At 25.9% G+C, this 25,558-nt stretch carries 14 protein-coding genes; 2 read left to right on the top strand and 12 right to left on the bottom strand.

All coding sequences use genetic code 4. The annotated features are described in order from the left end of the window. Positions 1-2: 2 nt before the first annotated feature. From ACI2WZ_RS01940 to ACI2WZ_RS01900, 9 genes are all read right to left on the bottom strand, one after another. Complete coding sequence (locus ACI2WZ_RS01940; protein WP_500245084.1) at positions 3-1,628, bottom strand: hypothetical protein; 1,626 nt, start codon at positions 1,626-1,628, stop codon at positions 3-5. Between the two features lie 27 nt (positions 1,629-1,655). Then, positions 1,656-3,299, bottom strand: coding sequence for an ABC transporter permease (locus ACI2WZ_RS01935; protein ID WP_500245083.1), 1,644 nt, complete (start codon positions 3,297-3,299; stop codon positions 1,656-1,658). A 25-nt stretch (positions 3,300-3,324) separates the two neighbouring features. Further along, the gene (locus tag ACI2WZ_RS01930; RefSeq protein WP_500245082.1) at positions 3,325-4,020 is read right to left on the bottom strand and encodes a hypothetical protein; all 696 of its coding nucleotides are present in this window, start codon (positions 4,018-4,020) and stop codon (positions 3,325-3,327) included. A 535-nt stretch (positions 4,021-4,555) separates the two neighbouring features. Further along, positions 4,556-5,083, bottom strand: coding sequence for a phosphoribosyltransferase (locus ACI2WZ_RS01925; protein ID WP_500245081.1), 528 nt, complete (start codon positions 5,081-5,083; stop codon positions 4,556-4,558). Between the two features lie 23 nt (positions 5,084-5,106). Then, on the bottom strand, positions 5,107-6,561 hold the full coding sequence (locus ACI2WZ_RS01920; protein WP_500245080.1) for an NCS2 family permease: 1,455 nt from the start codon (positions 6,559-6,561) through the stop codon (positions 5,107-5,109). A gap of 296 nt (positions 6,562-6,857) precedes the next feature. Beyond that, positions 6,858-8,708, bottom strand: coding sequence for a hypothetical protein (locus tag ACI2WZ_RS01915; protein WP_500245079.1), 1,851 nt, complete (start codon positions 8,706-8,708; stop codon positions 6,858-6,860). Positions 8,709-8,916: 208 nt separating this feature from the next. After that, positions 8,917-10,782: a hypothetical protein gene (locus ACI2WZ_RS01910; protein WP_500245078.1), complete on the bottom strand. Its 1,866-nt coding sequence runs from the start codon at positions 10,780-10,782 to the stop codon at positions 8,917-8,919. Positions 10,783-11,031: 249 nt separating this feature from the next. Further along, a complete protein-coding gene (locus tag ACI2WZ_RS01905) occupies positions 11,032-12,870 on the bottom strand; it encodes a hypothetical protein (RefSeq protein WP_500245077.1) in 1,839 nt (612 codons plus the stop codon). A gap of 122 nt (positions 12,871-12,992) precedes the next feature. Then, positions 12,993-13,568 (bottom strand): DJ-1 family glyoxalase III, encoded by a 576-nt coding sequence (locus tag ACI2WZ_RS01900; RefSeq protein WP_500245076.1) that lies wholly within the window; start codon positions 13,566-13,568, stop codon positions 12,993-12,995. 58 nt (positions 13,569-13,626) lie between these two features. Between ACI2WZ_RS01900 and ACI2WZ_RS01895 the strand changes: the two genes are divergently transcribed. Beyond that, complete coding sequence (locus tag ACI2WZ_RS01895) at positions 13,627-14,061, top strand: hypothetical protein (RefSeq protein ID WP_023789157.1); 435 nt, start codon at positions 13,627-13,629, stop codon at positions 14,059-14,061. 29 nt (positions 14,062-14,090) lie between these two features. Here ACI2WZ_RS01895 and ACI2WZ_RS01890 read toward each other — a convergent pair whose 3' ends face one another. The 3 genes from ACI2WZ_RS01890 to ACI2WZ_RS01880 form a co-directional block, all read right to left on the bottom strand. Next, positions 14,091-14,597 carry a hypothetical protein gene (locus ACI2WZ_RS01890; protein ID WP_023789156.1) on the bottom strand — a complete coding sequence of 169 codons (507 nt, stop codon included), beginning with the start codon at positions 14,595-14,597 and terminating at the stop codon, positions 14,091-14,093. A 625-nt stretch (positions 14,598-15,222) separates the two neighbouring features. Further along, entirely contained in the window at positions 15,223-16,992 is a 1,770-nt protein-coding gene (locus ACI2WZ_RS01885) for an ATP-binding cassette domain-containing protein (protein ID WP_500245075.1), read from the bottom strand. Positions 16,993-17,787: 795 nt separating this feature from the next. Continuing rightward, complete coding sequence (locus ACI2WZ_RS01880; protein WP_500245074.1) at positions 17,788-23,079, bottom strand: ABC transporter permease; 5,292 nt, start codon at positions 23,077-23,079, stop codon at positions 17,788-17,790. Positions 23,080-23,205: 126 nt separating this feature from the next. On the opposite strand from ACI2WZ_RS01880, the gene ACI2WZ_RS01875 reads away from it, so the two are divergent. After that, entirely contained in the window at positions 23,206-25,536 is a 2,331-nt protein-coding gene (locus ACI2WZ_RS01875; protein ID WP_500245073.1) for a hypothetical protein, read from the top strand. Positions 25,537-25,558 lie beyond the last annotated feature (22 nt).

The following is a 25,558-nucleotide window of genomic DNA, read 5'->3' as shown; positions in this document are numbered from 1 at the left end:
TCTTAACTGATTATTGTTAATTTCAATTTATAATAGTTTAATCAAATTATAAAAAAGCTCACAATTAATAAGAAAAAGTAAAATCCTTCATAATTGAAAATGACTCTTTTTTTGCCTTCATAATTTAATATTTTATAATCTGTATTTATTATCGGTATAGTTTTTTCTTTTAATGATCAATATTCACGTCCAAGAGTGAAATTATTATCATCAAAGTAATTCCCAATATTTTGATAATATAATCCTTTGTTGTAATAACTTCCTAATCTTATTTGATTAAATAATTCTATTGGATTAAGATACAAAAGTGTTTTTATGCTATTTATTATTTTACTATTTTTATTATCGATCAATATTTCTATACTATCGACACCATTTTCACGTTCTATCGAAAAATTATCTAATGACTGATACGACGTTGAAATCAATCAATACATAGCAATTTCTTGGACTGAAGTGTACTTATTTAAATCTTTGTGGTCTCATAAATTTATATCTATTTTAGCTAAATTATCATCAATATATAAATTATCGTTAAAAGTATTATTAAATATGAACTTTTGTGAGAACATTTCTAGATTTTTAAAAAAATCTTTGTAAAGTAAGTTATCGTCATAATTATTGAAGTCTTTTAATATATTTAAAAAATAATATGGGTCAAATGTTTCGATGGTTATAACCTTGTTGTAATAAAAATCATTTAACTGTGAATAATTCGATATTAATGAATTAGGATATATTGTTTTATACCGATCATGAATGTAACTTATAAAGTCAAAAAACTCCTGATTTTCACTTTTTATTCTATTTAAGTAATTATCATTTAAAAAGTTCCCTTGACTTACAGTTTTATCTTTAGTTGAGCCTATATCAAACTTCAAGTTTAATGAACTTTTCAAAAGACTATCTTCAAGTATACTATTGGATAGTTTATATAGATCATCAAAAATAATGCTTTTTGTATTTATTTCAGCAGAGTTTTTAATTGTATTAAAATATGTTTGATTTGATTTTAACAGGACCGGCATTAAATATAAGACTAATGGCAATATCAATAATGATGATCCAAAAAGTATGTAAACGACGTAATCTTTTATAAAGTTAAATAGAAGAAATGTAAAGCTGACTGTAATTATAATATTCAACAAGTAAAAGCTATATTTATTTAATGTTAAACTACTAATATGCTTGAAACTTTCTTTTATGAACAACGTACAAATATATTCGCAAAATAAGCATATTAATAATGTACTAATACAATAAGTGAAAATAATGATTAGCCTATATAATATTCCATATTTTAGTTTTACTCCAGCCTTAATCTCTAAGCTTAAAATTCCTTGATCTTGATGCTTTTTAATAAAATAATATGTAAATACAAAGCCTAAAATCGTAAAAAGAATATTTGATACTATAGTTTTAAAATAAATTATGGAAACAACATATTGAGAAAGTTCGGAAATAGAACTTTTGTATTTGATATTATTAGAGGTTGCTAAAACAACTATAATTTGCATTACAGTCACTGAGATGAATAATAAAAACATTATCAAAATGAATTTATAGTTCTTGATGATTTTCTTAAATAAAAAATTCATTATTGAAATATTATCTCTAAATTCTCTCATTCTAGATCCTCCTTTAAATATCTAACTTTATTGACTAACTAAATATCTTCTAAAACTTAAATAACTTGGAGCTATTAATAAAATAAACAAAAGTAAATATACTAAATAAGTTTCTACATAGTTAGTGATAGTAACTTCAACTTCTTCTATATCATCGAAACTTATATTAGAGTTTTCGGGTTTACTTGCAACTTTATAATATTTGATTGAATTTGGTATTATCATTATAGGTAATGAACTTTGGTAAACTGATTTACCAAAAGTTTTGTAATAAACATCACTATTATCTTCTTTATAATCTCCAAATTGTAAAGAAGATAATTGATTAAATGGGTTATAATTTGCTTGTTTTTTTAGCTCCGACAGATTTTCTTGAAAGCCATCATCTAACACTAAATTAGAAAGATTTGTTTTAGCAATACTGTACATTTCAAAATAAATTAAAGATAAAAACCAATAAAAATCAATTTGATCTACAGTTTTATAATAATTTTCAGAATCGTTCAAAAATGAGTTTTGGTGGTCTTCGTTTTCATTAATAAAATTTTCAAGTCTAACTCTGGAAATATCTATTGAAGAAAAACTAATTGAATCGAAAAATTTTAAAAACTCTAATGAGAATTCTTCTAAAGTTTTCAAAAATAAGTCATACTTCGGTTCTTTATTTAAATCACTCACTTTTTTTATTAAATTATATAGGTAATTTTCATTAACTTCTGATGATTTCATGAATAAAATATTCATTTTATAGATATAACTTTGTTTGATTTTATGATCGTTTGATTGAGAATCATACTTTTTAAAACTACTAATATTGTTTTCAAAAATTTTGTCAAAATGTTTGATTAACTCAACTAAACTTGGTTCATCTTTAAAAATATCTGTTTTTTCAACAAGATAATGATAATTACCCGTTAACAAGGCTGTGGCATCATCTGTTTTAGTACTTGAATAAATTTTATAAAATGATTTATCAATATTTTTTAAATTTTCATCATTTTTCATATTTGTATCGTAATTATGATAACGTTTCAATCCAGAATATTTACCCATCACTTCATAAATTTTATTTGTTTTGTCATAATTTGAGATACCTATTATTGGAGAAAGAGATAATAAGGTTATAAAAAAAGAAATTACAGGTAAGCTAATTTTTTTATTTATGAACAAAATTAAAACTAATGTTATAGAAAATACAATTATTGAGTATAAAAACAGAAAGGGAAAAGTTTTAAAAATTTTTAAGGCTGCATCTTTATAGTTTTTAATTATTGAAATAGCAATTAAAGATTCCAGTATGATAAATATCGATAGTATTGACAAAAGATAAATTATGAAAGTCGATATTCTTTGTAAGAATATGAATTTTCAACTTATGCCACCTTTAATTTCTAAACTCAATTTACCATTTTCTTTATCAATCAAAAATAATAAAACAGTTAAATAAATAATTAAAATGCCTAAAAATATCAAATCAAAAATATTTTTGACAGAAAAAAATGAATTAAAAGTTGAATATCCAGAAGCAATAGTTTTAGAATCATTAAAAAAATTTATAAATGAAACAAGCTCAATTACTATTGATAAAACCACAAATAGTGTGCTTAAAATTCAAGTTCATTTATTTTTAAGTGGTTGTCTCAAATTATAAAGAAATAATCTGTTATTCATACTTTCACCATTTACGCTTTCGTTTTTATAATATATAAATTTCCACTAAATTATAAAATACATTTATATATTTTGTAGTGGTTGAACCATTTTTAAATCTATACATTCCATTATATTTAACTCTTAGGTTTAAATTATCCTCAAGGACAAAAGCAGCGTTTAGAAATACCCACTTGTCATATGTTCCTACTTCCTTTTCAAAAGTAAAAGTACCAGAACTTTCAAATGAGATTAAACCGATTTCAATATTATTTCCTTCTTTGATCTTTAATTCCGTTTTTTTCTTGCTATAAGGATTATTTAAAATATTTGCATCACTACTTATTGAACTTAATAGAACTTCTAAATTCAAATAACTATTATAAAAATTGTAACTATTTCCATTATATTCGTTAATTCCGATTCTAACATCAAATCTCGCAGTTAAAGATGTATATTTATTTTTTAAGTGAGCATTGTTATTCACACCAATGTTATTTGTGTATACTTTAACGTCTCTTGATGTAAGACCACTTTCACTCAAACCACTTCAACTATTATAATCACCTTCTGAAATTGGTGTCTGTTTATTAAAATTTAAATTAATTTTGCTATTTTTAAAATTTGATTGAAATTCTTGGTTACCAATATTATTATTTAAAACACTTTCATTTTTGAACAAACCAATACATACGTAAAAAGGCAAAAATAACATCAAAGCTATTCTAAAATTTTTTTTCATTTTGACCCACCTTTTTTTGTTATTATACATTAATACAAACAAAAATAATCATAAAAATTTCTTTAATTAACACTTGCAAAGTGATATATTTTATAGATATTTAAGACTTTATGTGTTATTTGATAAAATTATCAACGAAAAAGTAAAAAAGTTTGCAAAAAAACTAAATAAGTATACAAACAATCTTAATATGAAATACTTAACTTTAATTATAAATTATTAAAATAGTCTTTGAAATGTAATATCTCACATTTTTTAAGGGCCTTGTAAAATATAATTCCTCTTATTTACAATAATGTAATCAAAACAATAAAGAAAGCAAAAAAAGCAAAAAATAACCAGACAATAATAATTTTTTTAATATAAAAATAACTAGATAAATAAAAAATTATTGTTACATTGGAATATGTACAATGTGTTAGTAAGTTATTAATATCGATTTCAGAACAAATAAAAATATGTATTAATGAGGTAAATTAAAAAAAACAAGTTTTTTATAAAAACTTGTTTTTAAAATGTTATTATTATTAATTTTTTAATCCTCGACAGTATAAACACAATCTAGTTGACGATAAAGATCATCAATTTCAAAACCATACCCAACTATGAATTTATTTGGTACTTCAAATAGTGCCTTATAAGGGTATTTGAATTCAGGATGATTTTCCTTCTTAGTTGCCAAAACTACAATGTCTAATGTTTTTGGATTTAAATCATGTAGATATTCATATACTCCAGTCATTGTTATTCCAGTATCGATGATGTCCTCAATTATCAAGACATGTTGGCCTTCAATAATTGGTTTTATCACTTTTTTATGAAACTTTAATTCCTTAGTGGAATTAGTACCTGAATAGCTAGAAACAACAATTGTATCCATTTTTATAGGCATTTCAAACAGTTTTACAAGATCTGCAAAAAAGAATACAGCTCCATTCATAATTGTTATAACAGTTAAAGTCTCATTCTTATATTTTTCATTTATTTCTTCAGCAAAAACTTTGATTTTTTCTTGTATTTCATTATTACTAATTAATAATTTTAGATTATGTTTAAATTCCATATTTCTCCTTAATATTTTTATATTTATTGAATGAATGCGTAGGCAATAAAGTATAGAATAAATACTACATCCAAGAATCATAATAGAGGGTGTATTTCTTTGGTTTTTTTAGTACCAATACATCCGATAGTATAACCCATTAACCCAAGTGCTATACCATTTGCTATTGAGTATGTTGTTATCATAAATATTATTGACAAGAAAGCACCAAGACTAATTTCTGGTTTTTTTCACTCAATGTCTATAATTGATTTCATCATTACAGTTCCGATGAAAACAGTAGCTGCACCACTTATACAACTTGGCATCATTTTAAATATTGGGAACAATGCTAAGCTTAATGCGAAACAAAGTGAAGTTATGATATTTGCAAATCCACTTTTTGCACCTTGAGATATACCAACACAACTTTCTACATAAGCTGACATATGGCTGACACCAAGTAAAGATCCACCAATTGTAGCTCCTGCATCGATAATCAATGATTTTTGTGTTAACTCAGTATTTAAACCAGTAATACGATTATATTCGATGTTTATAGCTTTTAATGTTCCAGTTGCATCGAAAAAGTTTAATATAACAAATATAAATATTGATACATAAATTATAGGTTTATTTCATATATTTGTATTACCAAATTGAGTAAATGTATTTTTCAAGTTATATCAAACTCCATCAAAGTCATCATAGTTTCAACCCACTCATTTAGCAGATTTAAATGATTCTTGTACAGCTTGATCATTTGTTGTATTTGCTAATATAATAGCTAATATAAATCCACCAAGCATCATAACGGCTACTGGTGCAATAAATTTTTTGAAATATAATAAAACTGATCCAAATAAAATTACTGTTCCTAGTATTATACCTGGGTAATTTAATTTAAAATTTGATAATTCTGCTGAAGGAATTCCTCCACTAGTTTTGAATCAACCAATGTTTGTTAATCCAACGTATGCTATAAAAAAACCAATTCCTACACCAATTGCTAAGTGTAATGAGTGAGGAATACTTCTTATTAATATTGCTCTTAATTTTGTAATTGATACAATTGTAAATAATATTGAAGATATTAGGGTTGCAATCAAAGCACCTTCATATCCAATACCGTTGTTTGCTATGTTAAATGTAAACATTGCATTTAAACCCATACTTGGTGCTAGTCCAACAGGTAAATTAGAAAATAAACCCATTACTAAAGTTGCAATAAATGCAGACACGGCTGTTGCAACAAAAATACCACCAGCATTCATGTTTGCTCCACCTTCTACAACACTTTTAGCTTTACTTAATATATCTGGTTCTACAGAAAGAATGTAAAGCATTGCTAAAAATGTACTGAAACCACCAATTATTTCTTTTTTGAAAGTAGTCTTTAAATAATCAAATTTAAAGAAACTTCTGCGCTTAATTGATTCATCAAGCTCACCCTTTGTTTTATTTATTTTAAAATCATCATTTTTTTTGATTTTATCCATAAGTCCTCCTTAGACTATTTTATTTGAAATGCGAGATGAAAAAAAACGTCTCACACAAATAAACAAATTTATAAGTGTAATTAATAGAGACGTTTAAAAATAAATGCTTACAGTAATAGCACTAATAGAGTTAGATAGGTCTAACGTAGAGACGCCTACCCTTTATGTAGGCTTATAAAAGTGACTATTAATTACTCTTTTATTATAAGGGTATTTTTTTTCAAATTCAATGTGTTAGTTGTTTTTATATAAATTATTCTATTGAATTCAATACAATATAATTTAACCTAAAAATACTAATTATCTACCTTTTCAAATACCGAAGTATTATATCTAGTAATGCTACCTGGGGTTGTTGGTCGATAACGCCAACCTTCTTGTGAATTAAATTTTAGGTTTACAAAATCAAGTTGATAAAGTATATTTATACTTTCTTCACCGGCCGCTCCACCACCAGGTACGCCTTCTAATGATGGGTTATTTGCATAGTTTTTGAAATAGAGTCCTTTTTTAGAACCATCATCATATTTTAATGAGACAGCATTATACCCGAAATCTCATTTATAGGTGTTTTGGTTTCCATTCAATAATAAATAATCTTTAAACGCTTTAAGTTCATCCAATACAAGGCCAAATGTTTTTGAAATTTTTGTATCAAAATAAATAATACCATTAGAATTAGCTCAAAAATCTTTGCTAATATCTCAGAAATTCTTATTTATTTTTTCATTTTTTCCTGTGAACGCACTTAAAGCTAAATCATTTTTAGTTTCTCTAATACCAAACGTTTCTTTATAAGATTTTACTCCATTATATGAATTGAAATAAATTGAAGCAAATAATTTTGAGTTTTCAATTGTTTTGTTATCTTGATAAATATCTTCTTTTTCATCAATTGCATAAGAGGTCAACAATTTAAAATCTGGTAAGTCGTGTATATAATTTTTACCTATATGAAATTGAAGTCCAGTAAGCTTAATATAACCAATCTTATTAGCTGATTTAACGGCATCGGTGTCTGTTTTTAAGTTATTTTTTTTCAAGAAATCAAAAGTATTTTGTTTGTGTGAATCAACTCATGTTGGTGCATTCGTATTTATATAGTTATATAAACTTTCGTCGATTGTTTTTTGAGTACCTGATACTGATTTTGTGTCAGTCGATTTTTTATCTCTAAAAATGTAGTCATATAAATTTTGACCTTCTTTATTATCTTTTCAATTGTAGTCTGTGGTTTTGTTAGCAACAAGTTCCTCAACTCACTCTACTTCTTTATAAAGATTTGAGTTATCTTTAAACTTTATTACTCCTTGACCCTCTAACAAACTATTTTTATCGATATATTTAAGAACTTGACTTGAAAAAGTGTTTGTATTTACGTAGTTTGGTAGTAATTTACTACTTTTATTAAAAAACTTATCGTCTTTTTCTTGTTTTATTCCTAAAAGATTAGCATTCAAGTGCGTCAACTCTGCTTTTTCAAATACCTCATTTTTTAAATTTTCGACTAAGTTTTTTCATCACCCTACTATTTTAGTGTCGCTTGTTTGAGAGTATTTCATTGTATTTTTTACATTATAACTTTCAATAAAATGATCTCTTGTTTCATAATTAGCAACAAATTTATAATCACAACGAACGCTGATGATTTTAAGTTTTTCACTATCCTTAGGAAAATCTATTTTTAATGTGTGAAAGTCAAATTCTATATCTTTCAAGACTTTTTCTACGTTTTTAAGAATTGAATCATAGTATGCTTCATTCTTTAGATTTTGTATCTCATTTTCTATAGTTTTATAATCTACAAGATGTTTTACATCTGTTTTTAGGTCTTTTTTTTGTTGATCTGTTAAGTTATTATTTTCAATTTTTGTTAACAAATCATATTTTAAAAAACTATTTTTCATTGCATTTGATTCATGTTCGAAAAAATTTGAAATAGTATTTTCAACTTGTTTATTGATAATAGTGCTAACTTCATACTTAAACTTTTCTATGATTTTATTCAAAGATTCCTCTTCTTCAGTAGTTGGTGGTTCTTTATCGATCCCATCCTCACCCTTATTGTTTGTGCTGCAAGCAATAATCTGAATACCAAAGTAACTTGCCATAGACAAGGAACCAAGAATAGTTAAAAGCTTTTTCACGATTATCTCCTTTATTTATACAATGAAGAAGATAACAAAAAAAAAAAAAAAAGCAATTAACATAGTAGTTACTTGCTTTCATAATCATATTATAAATTTAGCGACACAAAAGTGACAATTATTGTTGATTCATTGAGAAGAAATTCTATTTTAGAATCAATGCGTAGTGTATTATTAATGTACTTATTTAGTAAGATAATATATAAAATTAGAATGCTTGTTCAAAAATTGAAGTATCATATCTTTCAAAAGCACTAGGATATTTAGGCTGCCATCTTCATCCTTCGGTAGAATAAAACTTCAAATTTAAAAAGTCTAAATTTAATCTTATATTGATCCCTAATTCTCCAGCTGCTGCACCATTAGGTTCATTCTTTATATCATTATTAACCATGTATCTATAGAAATAAATTCCCCTATTAATTTTGTCATCGGCTTTCATTACAATATGATAATCTCTATCAAATTTTCATTTAAATGTACTTTGATTACCTAACATTAATAAGTAGTCTTTATATTTGTTTAACTGATTTAAGTTTAGGCTCATAATATCAGACAATTTTTTATCCATATATATTTTTCCTTCATTTTTAGAAGGTGCTAGTTTATAAATCAAATCTCATAAATTTTCTTTTATTTTTTCGCTTTTACCAGTAAAAGCTGCTAAAGCGTATTGATATTTAGTAGGTTTTATACCAAATATCTCTTTGTATGCGTTTATGCCTTTTAAAGCATTGTAATAAATAGATTGGTTAAGTGACGACTTTACAAAACCTCTATTATTTACATAAATATTTTCTGTTTCATCTATTGAATATGATGTAAATAATTTAAATTCCGGAAGCTCTTGTGTATAATTTTCTCCAATTGATAATTTAAGTCCAGAGAAAAATATATAACCAAGTTTTATTGCAGAATTGAAATAACTAGTTGTATTATCAATTTTCAACTTTTTTGCAAGTTTTTCGGCATTATTCTTAAATCCCGAAGTGTAATGATCTATACTTCTACTCAAATGGTAATATAAAGCGTTCTCAACTTTAATATTATTTTCTCCCATTTGCTCTGTTATTAAATCTGACTTATTTCTAAAAATCAAATCGTATAAACCTTTACCATTAAAATCTTTGTCTTTTCAATTATAAAACTGTGAGGTATTATTAGCGGATAATTGTAAATTTCATTCTACTCTAGAAAAAATGTCTTTTTGATCTTTAAAAGAAAGTTTACCAAACTGACTTAATTCATTGTTGTTATCAATAAGTTTTAGAATTGTTTCTGCTGATTTACCGTTATTAATATAGTTTGAAATATATTTATTATCTGTAAAAAATTTATCATTAGCATCATTTACTTGTAAATTTTTAGATGTTAAATGTGTAATATCAGATTTATCATAGATAACATTAGAAAGTTCATCCATTAAGTTCTCTCATCAACCAGTTATTTTTTCATTATTTGTTTGAGAGTAATTAAAACTATTTTTGACTCCATACTCTTCGATTATTTTATCTTTATTTTTAAAGTTAGTTACTATTGAATAATCAAAGGTGATATTAGAAATTTTGATTGTAGATTTATCTTCTGTATATTTTATATTAATGGTGTCGGTACGTATTTCAATTCTTTGAAGAACTTTTTCAATATCTCTCAATAATATGTCATATTTGGGATTAGATTTAAGTTTTTGTATTTGAGTGTCCATTATATTATAATTAATTTTATTTTTTAAGTCTTTAATTAAGGCTTCTTTTTGTTGATCTGTTATGTTATTTCCTTTTATTGTTTTTAATACATCATTTTTTAAGAATGAACTATTTTGTGCATGACTTTCAAGCTCAAACAAATTTGATTTTGTTGCATTTAGCTCATCATTCACAATTTTATTTATATCACTTTTAAATTCTTCTATTAGTTTATCTAGTGACTCTTCTTCACCTGTTCCTGGTTTTTCAGGTTTTTCAGGTTCGGTAGGGTCTACTTTAGTATTATTTTTTGTACTACAAGATACTATTTGTGTACCTATTAACCCTGTCAGGGATAAAACCCCCAACATCGACATAAGTTTTTTCATAAAAAATTCTCCTTATATGAATATGTTTTTTTTTGATACAAGGCAAGTATGACAAAAAAAAAAAAAAAATCTACCTACAATAATGGTTAGATTTATGTCGTGGTTATTTGCAAAAAATGAGCTAAGGAATTTAGATTAACATAAACGAAAATAAATGATATTAAATCAAGCATCAATAACTTTTTTACAAGTTATTTATTTTGTTATTAGCTATCATATTTTAAATTATAAAAAAGCGTTTAAAATTTTTTAGGTAACTCTTTCAAATAAACGCGTACCATTTCGTTGAAAAACATTTGAGCCAGCTGGTTGCCAACGTCAACCATCATATGAATTAAATATCAGGTTCAGAAAATCAAGCTTATAATCTATTTCTACCGATTTTTCTCCAGCAGCTAAACCACCGGGTACACCTTCTAAAGATGGATTCTCTACAAAAGCCTCAAGAAAAAAACCTTTTTTGTCAGTGGTATTTCTATAACCATAAGTAAAATAGGTCTTTCTTCCAAAATTTCATTTATAGTTATCTTGATTACCGTTTTTTAATAAATAATTATATTGCTCTTTTAATAAAGAATGTGTTAGGGATAAAACATTATTTATTTCTTCATAAAGTCATCAAAATAATTTACCATCTGTAAAGCCAATTTCATTTACGGCTATATCTCATATATTTTTATTAAGAGAAGGATTAGACCCCGTGAATGCGCTAAGTGGATAAGAAAACTTTGATTTTCTAATACCGAAAGTATTCTTAAAGGATTTCACTCCACTCAAAACATTGTTATAAATCGATCTTAGTAAGTCAGAATTTTCTATCTTTTTGTTGTTAACATATATATTTTCATTTTTGTTAATTGAATACGATGAAAATAACTTAATTGTAGGTAATTCTTGTGTATAATCATCAAAGCTAATTTGTAAACCTTTTAAATATATGTATCCAAGCTTATTTATAGAATTTGTTTTATTGCTGTTGAGAGATAATTTATTAATTTGAACATCAAGATCTTTTTTATAATTTATTAATCATTTTTCTGACTCCGAATTTATATAGTTATATATACCTTCCTCAAAACTATAATTTGAGTTGCCAATAACTTTATCTATTTTTGATGAAGTATCACGAAATATAAAATCATAGGTTTTTTGACCTGTTTTTCCATCTTTATAATCATAAGTACTTGCACTATTAGCATTTAATTCCTTTGTTCATTCAACATTAGAATAAATATTTTTAAAATTTTTAAAACTACTTTTGATTTTATTTTTTGAGTCTAATTTCTTGTCAAAATATTGGGTAACTTCTTTTGCAAAAACTTCATTATTAATATAATTTGGAAATAGGTTTCTATTTTTAGAAATGAATTTATCATCTGTTGTGATACCTAGTTTTTCAGGTGTTATGAAAGTAAGATCGGTTTGATTTCAAACTTCTGTTACTAAATTATTAACAATATTTTCTCATCATTCAACCAAATCTTTGCTATCGGTAAGTGAATAATTAAACTTATTTGTAAACTTAAAGTTGTCTTTTGTGTGTCAATTATTAAAATAATTTATTTCAATTGTATAATCAAATACAACATTTATAATCTTAAGTTCTGAGAATTTCTTTGGCATTTTGATTTCAAAACTTTCATAATCAATTGATATTGGACTAATTATATCGTTAATACCATTTAAAAATAAATCGTACTCAGATCTATTTTTTAAACTTTCTATCTCATTAGACATGTCTTTGTAGTTTATCTTATTTTTTAAGTCCTTAATTAAAAGTGGTTTTTGTTCATCTGTAATCTTATTACGACTAATTTCATTTAAAGTATCGCTTCTTAAAATGTCATTTTTTTGTGCGTTACTTTCATACTCAAAAAGTTTAGATTGGGCAGAATCTAAACTTTTTTTGATTATTGAACCAACTTCATTTTTAAATTCAGTTAGTAAATCAGCTATGTTTTTATCTAAGTCGCTAGGAATAGACATATCGATATTAGGATACTTATTTTTTGTTGAACAAGCAATAGTTTGTGTCATTGTAAAGCAACTCATATAAAAAGCACTGAATAAGAATAAAATTTTCTTCATTTTTCAATCAACTCACTTTGTAATATTTTATCAAATAACTTAAAAGTTTCCACACTGCTTAATGTTTTAAAATAGTTTTTTACTCATTAAATTAAATAGAAAAAAATTCCCCATAAGGGATATTAGTAATTAAACACTAATGTTTTGTGGATGTGTAACATTTGTTCAGTAGAAGTAAAATGATCGACTATTTGCAAACCAAATTGTAAAGCGCCACCAATTGAACTACCTGTTATTACATTACCGTCTGCAATAGCACTCATATGTGGTTTTTTTATCGCTTTATCTAAGTACTTATCACATCCTGGGTAATGAGTTACTTCTATGCCATCCACTAAATCTAAGAAACCTAGAATTTGAGGTGCAGCACAAATAGCTGCCATTACTTTCCTTAACTTTGCTTGTTCTTTTAATCCTTTCAATAAGTTATCACAAGACATTAAATTATCAGTTCCAGGTTGTCCACCAGGTAAAACGAAGCAATCATAATCATCAAAGTTTATCTCTTGAATTGTTTTATCAGCCATAACTTCTATGTTATGTGATCCTTTAATATTTTTTTTATCATTTACTGAAATAATATCAATAACTGGAAAAGTTCCTTTAAAAATTTGTTCTGCTCTTCTTAATACATCCACAGTTGCTATCATTTCAGTTTCTTCAAAACCAGTAGCAACAAAAACCGCTATATTTGCCATATTTATACCTCTTTCTTTCTTAATTATAACTAAAAAAAATAAGTTATAATTAAAACGGGTGATTAAATTGTCTGTTTATAGATTTACTAAAGAGTTTCTAAAGTTACTGAAACCAGAAAAAAATTATGATCAAATTTCTAGAAAAGATGCTACACATCAACTTATGCATAATAATCGCTTGAAAAATGTATACATAAGGACTATAAAAAATTACAAACAAAAAATGGAAGCATTATTTTTCAAAGATAGAATAAAAATGGAAGCTGGGTTTAGAATAATCAACTCTCATGGTTTTAACTCTTTTGGTTTTAAAGAAGAAGTCGATTTAGTTTTTTGCGACAAAAGACACCAAGTTATAGAAACATATTCAAATTTCAGAGTGAATAAGATGACTAGATATGTAGAAGGAACCTACTCTATTTATGTTTTAGCACCAAATTCCAATAAATATTTGAATATAAAAAATAATGACATATTAAAACTTTATAGATAAAGTCCCACAAATAATATTGTGGGACTCTTTTATTTCTTATTTAATGCATCTTGTTTAACTTTGTCTCAAAAGTTGATAGCTAAGAACTTGTCAACTACTCTTCCAGAAAAATGGAAACCCTCAAAATAAAAGTGTAACTTATTAAACCTTAAAGCAATATGACCTATTACAACCGCCATGAAATTATAGCCATCATAAATCAGTTGTTCACCAGTTTTATCTCTAAACTCAGGAAAACCATATTGTTCATACATAGCTTCTCTCATAGTTTCTACTCCGGGATTGAATCAAGTTGTTAATAAGTATTTTCTTAGTCGTTCTATTTTTTCAATACCCATTGGTCCTAGTTTTAATCATTTACTAATAACAGTTTCTTCAAAAAATAATGCGATTTTTTTTACACCTAGCTCTAGACTTGGGAAAAATACTTGAACAGGTTTTTCGCCCTCAATTTCAAAGTGACATAGAAATCAAGGTTTATCAAAATTAACAACGCCGATTTGATTTGAATTTATTTGATAAATTTTTTCACTCATACTTTTCTCCTTATTCAAAGGTAATTATAACATAATATATAAAGTAAGTTTTATGTGGTTATGACGATAAGATTTTGACGATAAACTAAATTGAAATGATATCTATTTTATATTTATACATTTATCATAAATTCTAAAGATACCCATTTAGTAACTTATAAACATATTATGCCAAGTATAAAGACATCTTGTATAATCGATAAATCATATTTACCTATTACTAGTTTAGAGTTTATATTTCCCAATTTACACATGTTTATTTATTACCTAGCCATAACATTGATTGAGACAGTTTAATGTAAATTGTTAACAATTGCAGGAACCAATAATTAATTAAATCATTTAAACATTGCGTTAAATGGTAAATTGATATTTTGTTTAAAAAATATTTTTATTTAAATTTTAAGTCTTAAATATAATCTATTAATATATCTAAACTTGTTGCATATTTTAAAATATTAGAATTTTTTTACATTACATCGATTAAATTAACTTACAAATAGTTAAAACTTGATAAAAATAACTAATATAAGATAAATATAATGAATAAATATTTATTGTAAAAAAAGAAAAAAGTTATTTGTAGTAATTACAAATAACTTTAACAATATATTTATTAATCCAATTATAATGGTAAGTCTTTTTTAGTGAACACGAAGTAAGAAGTAGTATATAAACCAATTGAAAGGATAAACATAGATAAATATTGTCCAAGATACTTTCCAACTTGACCAACTTCAGTGTAATCAATTGTAAATAGAGTATTCAATGAGAAGTATTTTAAAAATTCTACTGATTCATTAATTTTACTTACAAAATATAATACATAAAATATAATAGCTATTCCTCCCGCTGTTGCTAAAGAGTAAGCTGATTTATTAAAATAACAACTTGAAAGAAAACTGATTGAAGACATCAATAAAATTATTAGAAATAAACCAATGAAATACATCCCTATTAATCCAAAATTAATTTCTGAACCTTTTCCTAAAATTCCAATTGTACTAATAGAAGTTATGAACAGAATAAATATACTTAGAACTAAAAATGATATGTGAGTTAACATTTTTGTTAATAGAACACTTTTTCTAGATTGGTTAGTTGTAAGTAAATTTACCATTGTCCCTTTTTCAACTTCACCTGCTACTAAGGAATTACCAGTTACAAGAAGATATACTAAAATCAACAAATACGCAATTCCTGTTGTGCTTGTAATCAAAGATGTAATTGCCCCATTTATAATAATTTCTCAACTAACCCCGCTTGCAACCTTATCTAAAACCGATTGATTGTTAAACATAACCGAAAACACAACAATAGACATTATAGTTGGTATTATAGTCATAAAGAATCATAGCCAAAATGACTTTCTTGAAGTATCTTTTATAAGTTCGAATGAAACAAATGATTTTTTGGCACCCGACTTTAGTTCTATATTATCTAATTTCTCTATAACGTCCTTTTCAATTTCATTTTGGTAATATTTCATAAAATATTGTTCAAGATCTAAAGGATGCTCTTTGATAAACTCAATATCATTATGTGAAATAGTTTGGATAAAATCATTGATATCCTTATTTTCTACGACAACAAACATTATATTATTTTCAAAACTTTTTACTTTTCATTTATGAGAGATTATTTTTTGTTCATCTACTTCATTTTTGAATTTAATTTCATAAGTTTTTTCTTCATTATATTGAATATCTTTGACATCAACAGTAGAAACTATTTTTCCTCTTTTTATTATTGCAACATAATCACATGTCTTTTCTATTTCTGAGAAAATATGTGATGATAAAATGATTGCTTTACCTTCTTCTTTGGATTTTTGAACTAACTTAACGAACTTGTCTTGCATTAAAGGATCAAGTCCAGTTGTTGGTTCATCCAAAACAATTATGTCTGGATTATGCATTCATGCAATAACTAATGCTACTTTTTGTTTCATTCCCTTAGACATTTTTTTGATTTTCATATTGGGATTAAACTCTCAATAGTCAATAAGTTTTCTAACATCATTTCAATCTGACATGTTTCTTAATCTAAATATTTGTTTTAACAAATCAATTCCTGTCATATGAATTGGGAATGATATTTCTCCAGGAACATAACCTAGATTTCTTTGTACTTTGTTTGAATCAACTCAAGAATCATATGAAACAATATCATTAATTAACTCTTCATTTTTATTTTTATATGTTATATTTGAGCTCCCGCTATCTGCTTTTATAAATCCCATCAAACTTCTTATTGTAGTGGATTTACCAGCACCGTTAGGTCCTAAATAACCAAAAACTTTTCCATATTCAACTGTGAAATTAATATCAAATATACCATAGCCTGATTTGAATTTTTTATTTAAATTTTTTACTTCGATTGCTTTATTAAGCATATTAAACCTCCTTCGAAATATTTTTTTCTTGTTAATTAATATATGAAGGTTTAAATTTGTCACCCCTAGAGATGTTATTTAATTTGGTTATGCTAGTAAAAAAATATTTGTAGATGTTATTACCTTTGAAAATATTAAAACGCAAAATAAAAATTTCTTTCAATAACAAAAAATGAATGTATGTACTTAAAAAATGACTATGGTTTTCATTTTTATAGTCTTTAAAATTCTTTTCAATTGCAAAATTAAATTCATAAGTTCAAATTTCTTTCAATTCAAAGTTTTTGTAATATTCATATAATTTAATTCTAATTAAAAAATAGACAATCAAAGAGATATTTACTGGTAATCTATTAATCAAGACCTTACTGTAATTATTATAAGAGTCTTTGATATTCATAAAGAATAATGTAAATCATAGCAATAGGTTTAACAACAACAAGATGACTTCGTTCAAAGATTTTTTATATTCTATATATGTGTTTTTGTAAACCTTTAGTAGCTTGAATCTTTTAAAAATTAATATTCAAAACATAATTTGAATAAATCAAATGAAGCCAATTGCAAAAATATAAATCGCAAAAATATAAGGAAGATCACTTAAAAGTAAAATAACTAAAATATTAAAAATACTTCCCAAAAGGAGTATAAATTTCAATGTTAAATTTAGATTATACTTTTTCACACTAATCACCTTAAAAGTTATATTATCACAACTTTATTAAAACCATATAATTTTCATAGAAAAAAACTACTTAATAAGTAGTTTTTGAAATATTTTTTATATTGATTGTTTTATCCCGTCATTAATGAACTTGGAGGTTCCTTACGAATCTTTCTGGTTGTTATAATTGTTGATAAAATAAACATACCAACGACTAATATTGTTGAGACAAACGGTGCCCACCAAGTGTAACCAAATGGAATTGCAATGAAATTATTATTTATATATGTTGTTACTCCGAATATCACTAAATAACTTGTTAAAACACCCGTTACATAAGTAATCATAGAGAATAAACTTACAAATCCAAACGAGTATTTAATTATTTTTCAGTTAGAGTATCCAAGCGATTTCATTATGATCATGAACTTTTTGTATTGGTTTACATAAAGATCAGCAATCAATGTTGTTGCTAACGAAGAAATAATAATTATCATAGATATAAATAAGGTACCTATTGAAATAATCAGTTTAGATATTTGGTCAATAAGTGCTTGTTGTTGTGATAAGAACTCGGTATCTGTCGTTTCAACCCATAGTTTATAAGTGCTATCACCATTTATAGTATCTTCACCAATTTTTGGATTTCTTGAAAAAGATGCTTGAGTTGTTAAGAAATAAGGTTCTTTTGCATTAGAATAAACTCCATTGTATCAAAGATTTGGTCTTATGCTTTTTTGTTTATCGTTTGTTCCATATATTAAATTATTTGAACTCTCATTATTTATAAGATTATTAGGATTAACATAGTCATATGTATTAACTTTTACTCCATTTTCTGTGTAACTACCATTATTTTGTGAGTTTTTATCCTCATATTGATAATTGAATGGCAAGTACTTGTCAATAGAATATCCATGTACTAAGTTAACGATATTTTGATCAGCGATGATTAAGTTATTACCATAAACTTTAAGGTCTCCAACTGATTTAAGGTTAATTTTTTTTATATTACCCCCAGATATTTTGTTTCAATCCATAGTTTTGTTTGCGATGGCAAATGGATTATTTTGAGATTTAAATGATTGTCACAAAAAGTTTTTGTAAGAATCTGTTAATTGTGATAATTCGATACCTGTAAGGTTTGCTTTTGGTTTCTCATATTTACCCCTTACATCGTAATGCAAAGAGTATGGTCTTATTCAAACATAATCATTGCTTTTTGTTGCGGGATCGATATTTTCCCACTGTTTAACTGTGTCTTTTGGAACATTATCTCTATTGATATAACCAAACCATTCAGAAGTATCTTTATTTCCTAAATTTTTAATAGCTTCAAATCTAGTTGCTTTTGATTTAGGTATGAATAATGTTATATTGTCATATTGATAATAAGGTCTTATTTCAGCTTTAAGAGTTTCATGTTCATTTTCGTCATATTCACTTTGTAAATTAAAGAATCCATAAGAATCTTTAACCAAAGAGTTAGGAATAACACCATTATATTTTTCGAACCCTTTATTAGTACCATTACTGTAATTGAAAATAGGTGCATAAGTCATCTTATTAGCTGAAAGAGCACTAGCTCTGAGTCAACCTTCATCCTCTTTTAGGTCATGATTTAAAAATTTTTGATAATCTCTATCATCATACATTCAAGCTTCATTAGGTATATTGGTTTGATCTTCAGACAATACTAAACGATCTGCATTGAAAGTTAGTTTATCTAATAAATCATCTTTGAAAGGATATATTAATTTTGCTTGACTATTTGTAATAGTTGGGATTGTTAATTCCCCGTTATCTTTATCGTAAACTTTAAAATTATCAATATAAATATCTTGATTTTCTTTGCCATAGATGACATCTTGCAATTTTCTTGCTTTATACTCACTTAAAAATATATTATTTTTAATATTAGAAAAGTTGTATGCATTTTGTGTTGATTGAAGACCAATAATAGATAATTTATTATTATTAGTCTCAGCATTAATTTTTGTATATAGATTATCTACAGTTGGAATATAATTGTTAATTGTTCAACCAAATTTGAATTGATTTTGTCTGTTTTCAGACTTGTTAAAGAAGTTTTTAATGTATGAAGGTGTTTGAGAAACAATAACATCTAGAATTTGCTCTTTTCAAGTACCTTCTCCTTTTGCACTAGTATTCATAAGTTGAGCAATTATTGGTGGAAATGTACTAGACAATAAATCTGATGCAGTTTTTACCTTTTCTTTTCTCGCCATAAATTCATCACTTTTGAATTCATTAGAGTGAATAATTCAATCTAATGTTTTTTGTATTTCTCCAAGAGATATACCTTTTCCTAAAAGTTGATTGATATTATTACCAAATATGCTACCAATAATTGATACTAGGCTGTTATTGTCTTCATTTTGGTTGTTATTGATGGAGTTTGATAAAGTTTGATAAAGTCATTCAGATTCTAATTTACCATCCTTAACATTTAGGGTTAAATGTGGTAATACAGAAGTATCTGAAACTCCACCTAAATTTGATGGTGCTTCTGAAATAGATTTTACTTCATCTCCAAAAATACCTTTTGAATCATATAAATATTTATCATATTCTTCCACTCCCTGCCAAGCAGATAAAGATGTTTTTGACATCGGTGCATTACCAATTGACTCAACATTTTGAATATTATTCGCGTATTTTACATTTTTGTAATAATTGCTTAGTGCAACATCAACGACACCAAGAAGTGTTAAACAACCAGAAACTATAAACGCTGATAGAAACACCATAGCGCCTGTCAATAAGGTTTTTGAAAATCCAGAAGCAGCTAACTCAATACTAAATCTTGTTGTGAACTTAGTTCTTTTTGTAAGTTTGAATTTAAGATTATCAAGAAATTTTATACGTTTGACAACGTCTTTTTTATCCATAATTGTAAGGGCTGGTTTTCTAGTTAAAATGTAAGCTACTAGGTATGACACTAATCCAACCAACAATCCAAACAATAGAAATGCAATCAAGAATGATTGTCAATTAAAAATAACTTGTCAATATACACCACCCATATAACTTAAAAAGAGTCGGGCAATGGTTTCTTGGGTAAATGCAGCAGTTAATCAAGCTACTGGTATAACAAAAATCATTATAAAGATCCCATATCAAACATATGATAATGAAATTTCACTAGCTTTTGCACCTAATGATTTTAAAATTCCTATTTCACTTGAATTCATTTCAATAGTCTTTTTAACTGTAATACCAGTTGCAACTAAGGCAATTATAATAACAACACTGCTTAAAATTATAGAACATAACTTGAATATTTCGACAACTTTTGGAGTTAGTTCTCAATTATAGGCAAATGGTGAACTTGCAAATTTAGTGAATTCCTCACTGCTTTCAGAGCTATTAAATTTTACATCCTCATCGTTGCTTAATTTGTTTAAAGTTGATAAACTTTTAACTATTTCAGATGGGTTATTGAATTTGCTAGCTACGAATCTAGACATGTTTTTATCCAAATTCTTTTCGTTTGATTTGTTTGTTACTAAAGTGTACAAAGTTTTAGTAATTTGTTTTTGAAAATCTCTTGAAATAACACTTTCAAAAGTTGCATCATTCCCATAAACAATCGCTGTTTTAGCACTATTAGGTATCGCTTCTAGAGTATCGCTAATTGGAAAATAACTAAGAGGATCTGATGCTAAACCACTTACAATAAATTCACCACCACCAATAGTTAGATTTTGTCCTAATTTTATGTGTTGTGCTTTTGCAAATTGACTATTTATAATAACTTCATTTTTATCTCTTGGTTTTCTTCCTTGGTAAATTGTTAATCGTTCACTTCAAAGAGGATCCAAAACTACCATACGATATCTTATTTCAGTTAAATTATCTTGAAAAAGAAACTCAGCTCTTTCTTCAATATTTAAATCACTAGCTTGCCCAATCAATTGATTACGCAAGTAATAAAGTTTTGGTGTACTTACTTTACTTCTTGTGATGATATTTCTATCTGTAAAACTATTAAAACTTGTATCATATGACAATACCTCATTTAAAGTTTCATTTGGGCTTTCATTTTTAAGTATTATAGATTGATTTGTTGTTCCAACACTTCCAACAACTCTATCTTTTGAATCTAATTGAACTAAAAATTGATTTAGCGAACCTCTCGCACCAAATTCATAAAGATCTTTTGCCTCTTGTAACACTAAACCCTTGTAATTTAAAACAGCTGATTCATTTAGATTTAAAGTTTGTATTCATGGTTTGTTCTTTTTACTGACTACCATTTCTTCAATTTTTTTATTATTATTGTTTGTTTGTTCTCCATAAACTCTACCAAATATGAATGCAAAAAGCACATTCGCAATGGTATCGTTGTTATTGTTTAATCATTCAAAACCAGCAGCCTTTTGATAATTATTGTTGAAGTTTTCTTTGACACTTTCTAAAGTATTGTCTTTATCATTTGAAATTGCCTGGTTAACATAATATTTTATATAATCACAAGTCATATAAAATATTTGACTTAAAACAGTTTTTAAAGAAGTATATAGATAAATATCATAGGGATTCAAATTTTCTTCATTGTAACCCTTTACGGAAAAGTCTTCAAACTTGATTAAAGATTTTTGCTTTAATTGGAAAAATGGAGAGTTTATCAAATATGGTGCGGTTTTTTTATCACTACCAATACCATCTTTGCCATCATATTTAAATAGATCATTTAATAACAATCTTTTAAGTTCTTCTGAAGAATTCATAAAATAATTTTTTATTGGTTCTGGTTTGTTATCAAATTCACGGTACATTCAACTACCATCTATATGATTAGTTCAACCATCTTGATTTGGTGGGTATATTGTATTACCATTCAAACCATCATATTTATAATCAAAAAAACTCTCTAAAAATTCTTTTGATTTAACCATTTCAAAATAATATTTTTTAAGTTCTCCATTATCAGAAAAACCTTTTGTTAAAAAAGTTTCTCTATAAGTTGATTTATAATCATTGGTTAGACTTTTAACATTCTCGTCATTTTCATACATACCGAAGTCAAAATTACTTATATTGAAATTGTAATTCACTCCAGAATCAAGACTATTATATGAACTACCATCACCAAAAGTTTTTGTTAATGATTGAAAATTAATGAAGTCCATCATTGGTACAAATTTCGCATCTTTTTTACCATTGGCCTTAACACCGACATCTTTACTAGAAATATAATCAAAACGATCCATTTTATTCATAACTTTGTCATACTCATTTGTTAATCTCTGTGATAGAGAAAGTGAAATAGTTAGAACAAAAGTTGATATAAATCCTAAAATTATTATTATTATTAAAAATTGTATTCTAAATTTAAATATTCCTTTGAAACCTTGTTTTAAATATAATGCTAGTGTAGATTTTCTTTTTTTAAACATATATTCCCCTTATATTTTTTAGTATTTACATATGATTATTATAAATACATTTTTAAATTATTAAAGTTTTATATTAAATAAAAATATTATAATATAAATATTAAAATTGTTTTAAAAGAGGTTGAAATGAAAAAATTACTTATTATATTGTCATGTATATCAATTGGAACATCAACAGTTTCAGTTACAGGGTGTACATTGGTTAATTATGAAAAACAATATATTGCCAACAAAATAACAAATCTTGTTAATGTTTCTAGTACACTTCTACGAAGTGCTGTAGTTAATGATTCTTCTGGATTAGACAATGACTATTTACAAAGTATTCTTCTACCTAGTAAAGCAAAAGATATGAATACTGCTTTTGGTGAATCAAAACAAACAACTATGGAGTCATTAAGTAAATCTTATTTCAAAAGTTCATTTAACACAGAGAGCATAAAAAAATTGGGAGAAAACTCAAATTTAACACTTGGAGGTAAGAATGCTAATACTTCCATAGATAAAGTTATTGATTATGGATTAATTTTCCTAACCGCTATTAAGTCTAGTGGTGGTATAAATACTCGCTTAGCTGGTTTTTTAGAAGGAGCCCTTCCAATTTTAGCTAATCTTATAGTAAAAGATGGTAATGTTAACCTCCCTATTCCTGATGATATTTTGACTAACATAAGTAAGAATGCAGGTTCACTTGCTAAAGCAATTACCTTTTTATCTAAATCTGGGCTATTAAAAGGAATAATGGATAACTTTTTGAATGTACCATTTTTAAAAGCAATCGAAAATAAAGAGATCGGAAATATTATTTTAAGCGTAATAACAGGACTATTCAAAATATTCAGAAATTTCAGAGAGTTTGAAAACTACATAAATAACGAAATGTTCAATGATTTTCCACAAAGAGAAAAATTAACAAATAAAGACATACAAAACTCAATAGTAATAAGAATAAACAACATACTTGTTGATTTAACAGGTAAAGGAAAAATAGAGTCAAATAAATATAAAAATATTGTAGGTGATAATGATTTTCTAAATAATATAAGCGATTCAGCTTTAGAGTTAATTAAAAATATAAATGATGTAAAATTTCTAAATATTATTTCTCACATCGATGATTTATTTTTCATAATCGGTGGGTTTCTACAAATAATTGGTTCTATTGATTTTGAAGATTACACTCCAACTGATTCAAAACATTTATATGCTACAAATGAAAGTAATAGCGTTTATCTAGAAAACTTACGAAATAAACCTTTTGAGAGTTTTTCATTTAATAAAGTGATTAAAAACTTAGCAATCGCAACAAGTAACGTTGATAACCCAAATGGAATTCAGATGCAAAAGCTATTAAATTTAATTATTTACTCAGGTGGAAGCGATATAGAGATAAAAGGTAAAAAATGGGATTTTAATAGTATTTATAATTTACTAGTAAAAATAAAAGGTAAAGAACAGGGCGTTCAATCGCCATTAGGTATATTAATAACTGGTCTAGGAAATGGGTTAGTTGGTAGTTTACTTGATCCAAAACTAGCAGAAGGATTAAAAAGTTTAAATCCTGGTTATCTTATAACCCAAGTGGTTGATAATATTACTCAGAATACTAATACTAGTGGTTTATTCCCGCTTATAAAATCATTATCATCTTCTATAAATTTAGATTATAGTCAAAATAATGAAAAAATGGTTAAACCTTTTAGTGCTCTTTATGACGAAGATTCAACATTATTCAAAGAGTTATTAAATTTAGAAATAAATAATAAAAACTTTAATCTAAGCAATTTATTTAACGCTACCATAATGGATGGCATGACTATATCCGATTACCTTAAAAAATTGTATGAAGAATTTTCTACATATGCACTAAATAAAGAAACAATCCAAAAAAGTACAGATAAAATCAAAGAAGGAATTGAAAGTATTTGCAAATTGCTTACAGAAAAAAATATCGAATTAAAAGAGAATGATAAGATTTTTAAAACTGGCCTATCTTCTTTAGAAGCAGCGATGTACACAACTCAATATAAAGGACTAATCTATACAAGTCCTAATGGTGTTGTTTTAAAAGGAACTAAGGCTGCAATGTACCTTTTAGGTTATAGACAAGATAGTAATACATTTGAAAGTGACTCTATTTTGGGTGGAGCAGAAAAGATTTTTGCAGATGAAAATGTGAAAAAAATCGTAAACGATGCTATTGATTCATTAAAATTAATGCAAGAGAATAAACGAAATTATATTAACGACAATTTTAAATCATATTTAAGTGAAAACAACTTCATAATCGATGGAATAGAACATGATGGATTTGAAAATAATAATGATGCAAAGATCAATTACAATATTATATATACAGATCCAAGAACAAAAAAAGTAACCAAATATGCAGTTAAAATTAAACAAATGAATTATATGGAAGCTTGGGAACTAGAATCGATTTTAAAAATAAATTAAAAACTTGTACAAAAGTACAAGT

This window comes from Spiroplasma endosymbiont of Megachile willughbiella (assembly GCF_964273395.1).
GTDB lineage: Bacteria > Bacillota_I > Bacilli_A > Mycoplasmatales > Mycoplasmataceae > Spiroplasma_A > Spiroplasma_A apis.
The sequence above is the reverse complement of the archived record's forward strand: the minus strand, read 5'-3'. Positions and strand labels throughout refer to the sequence as shown.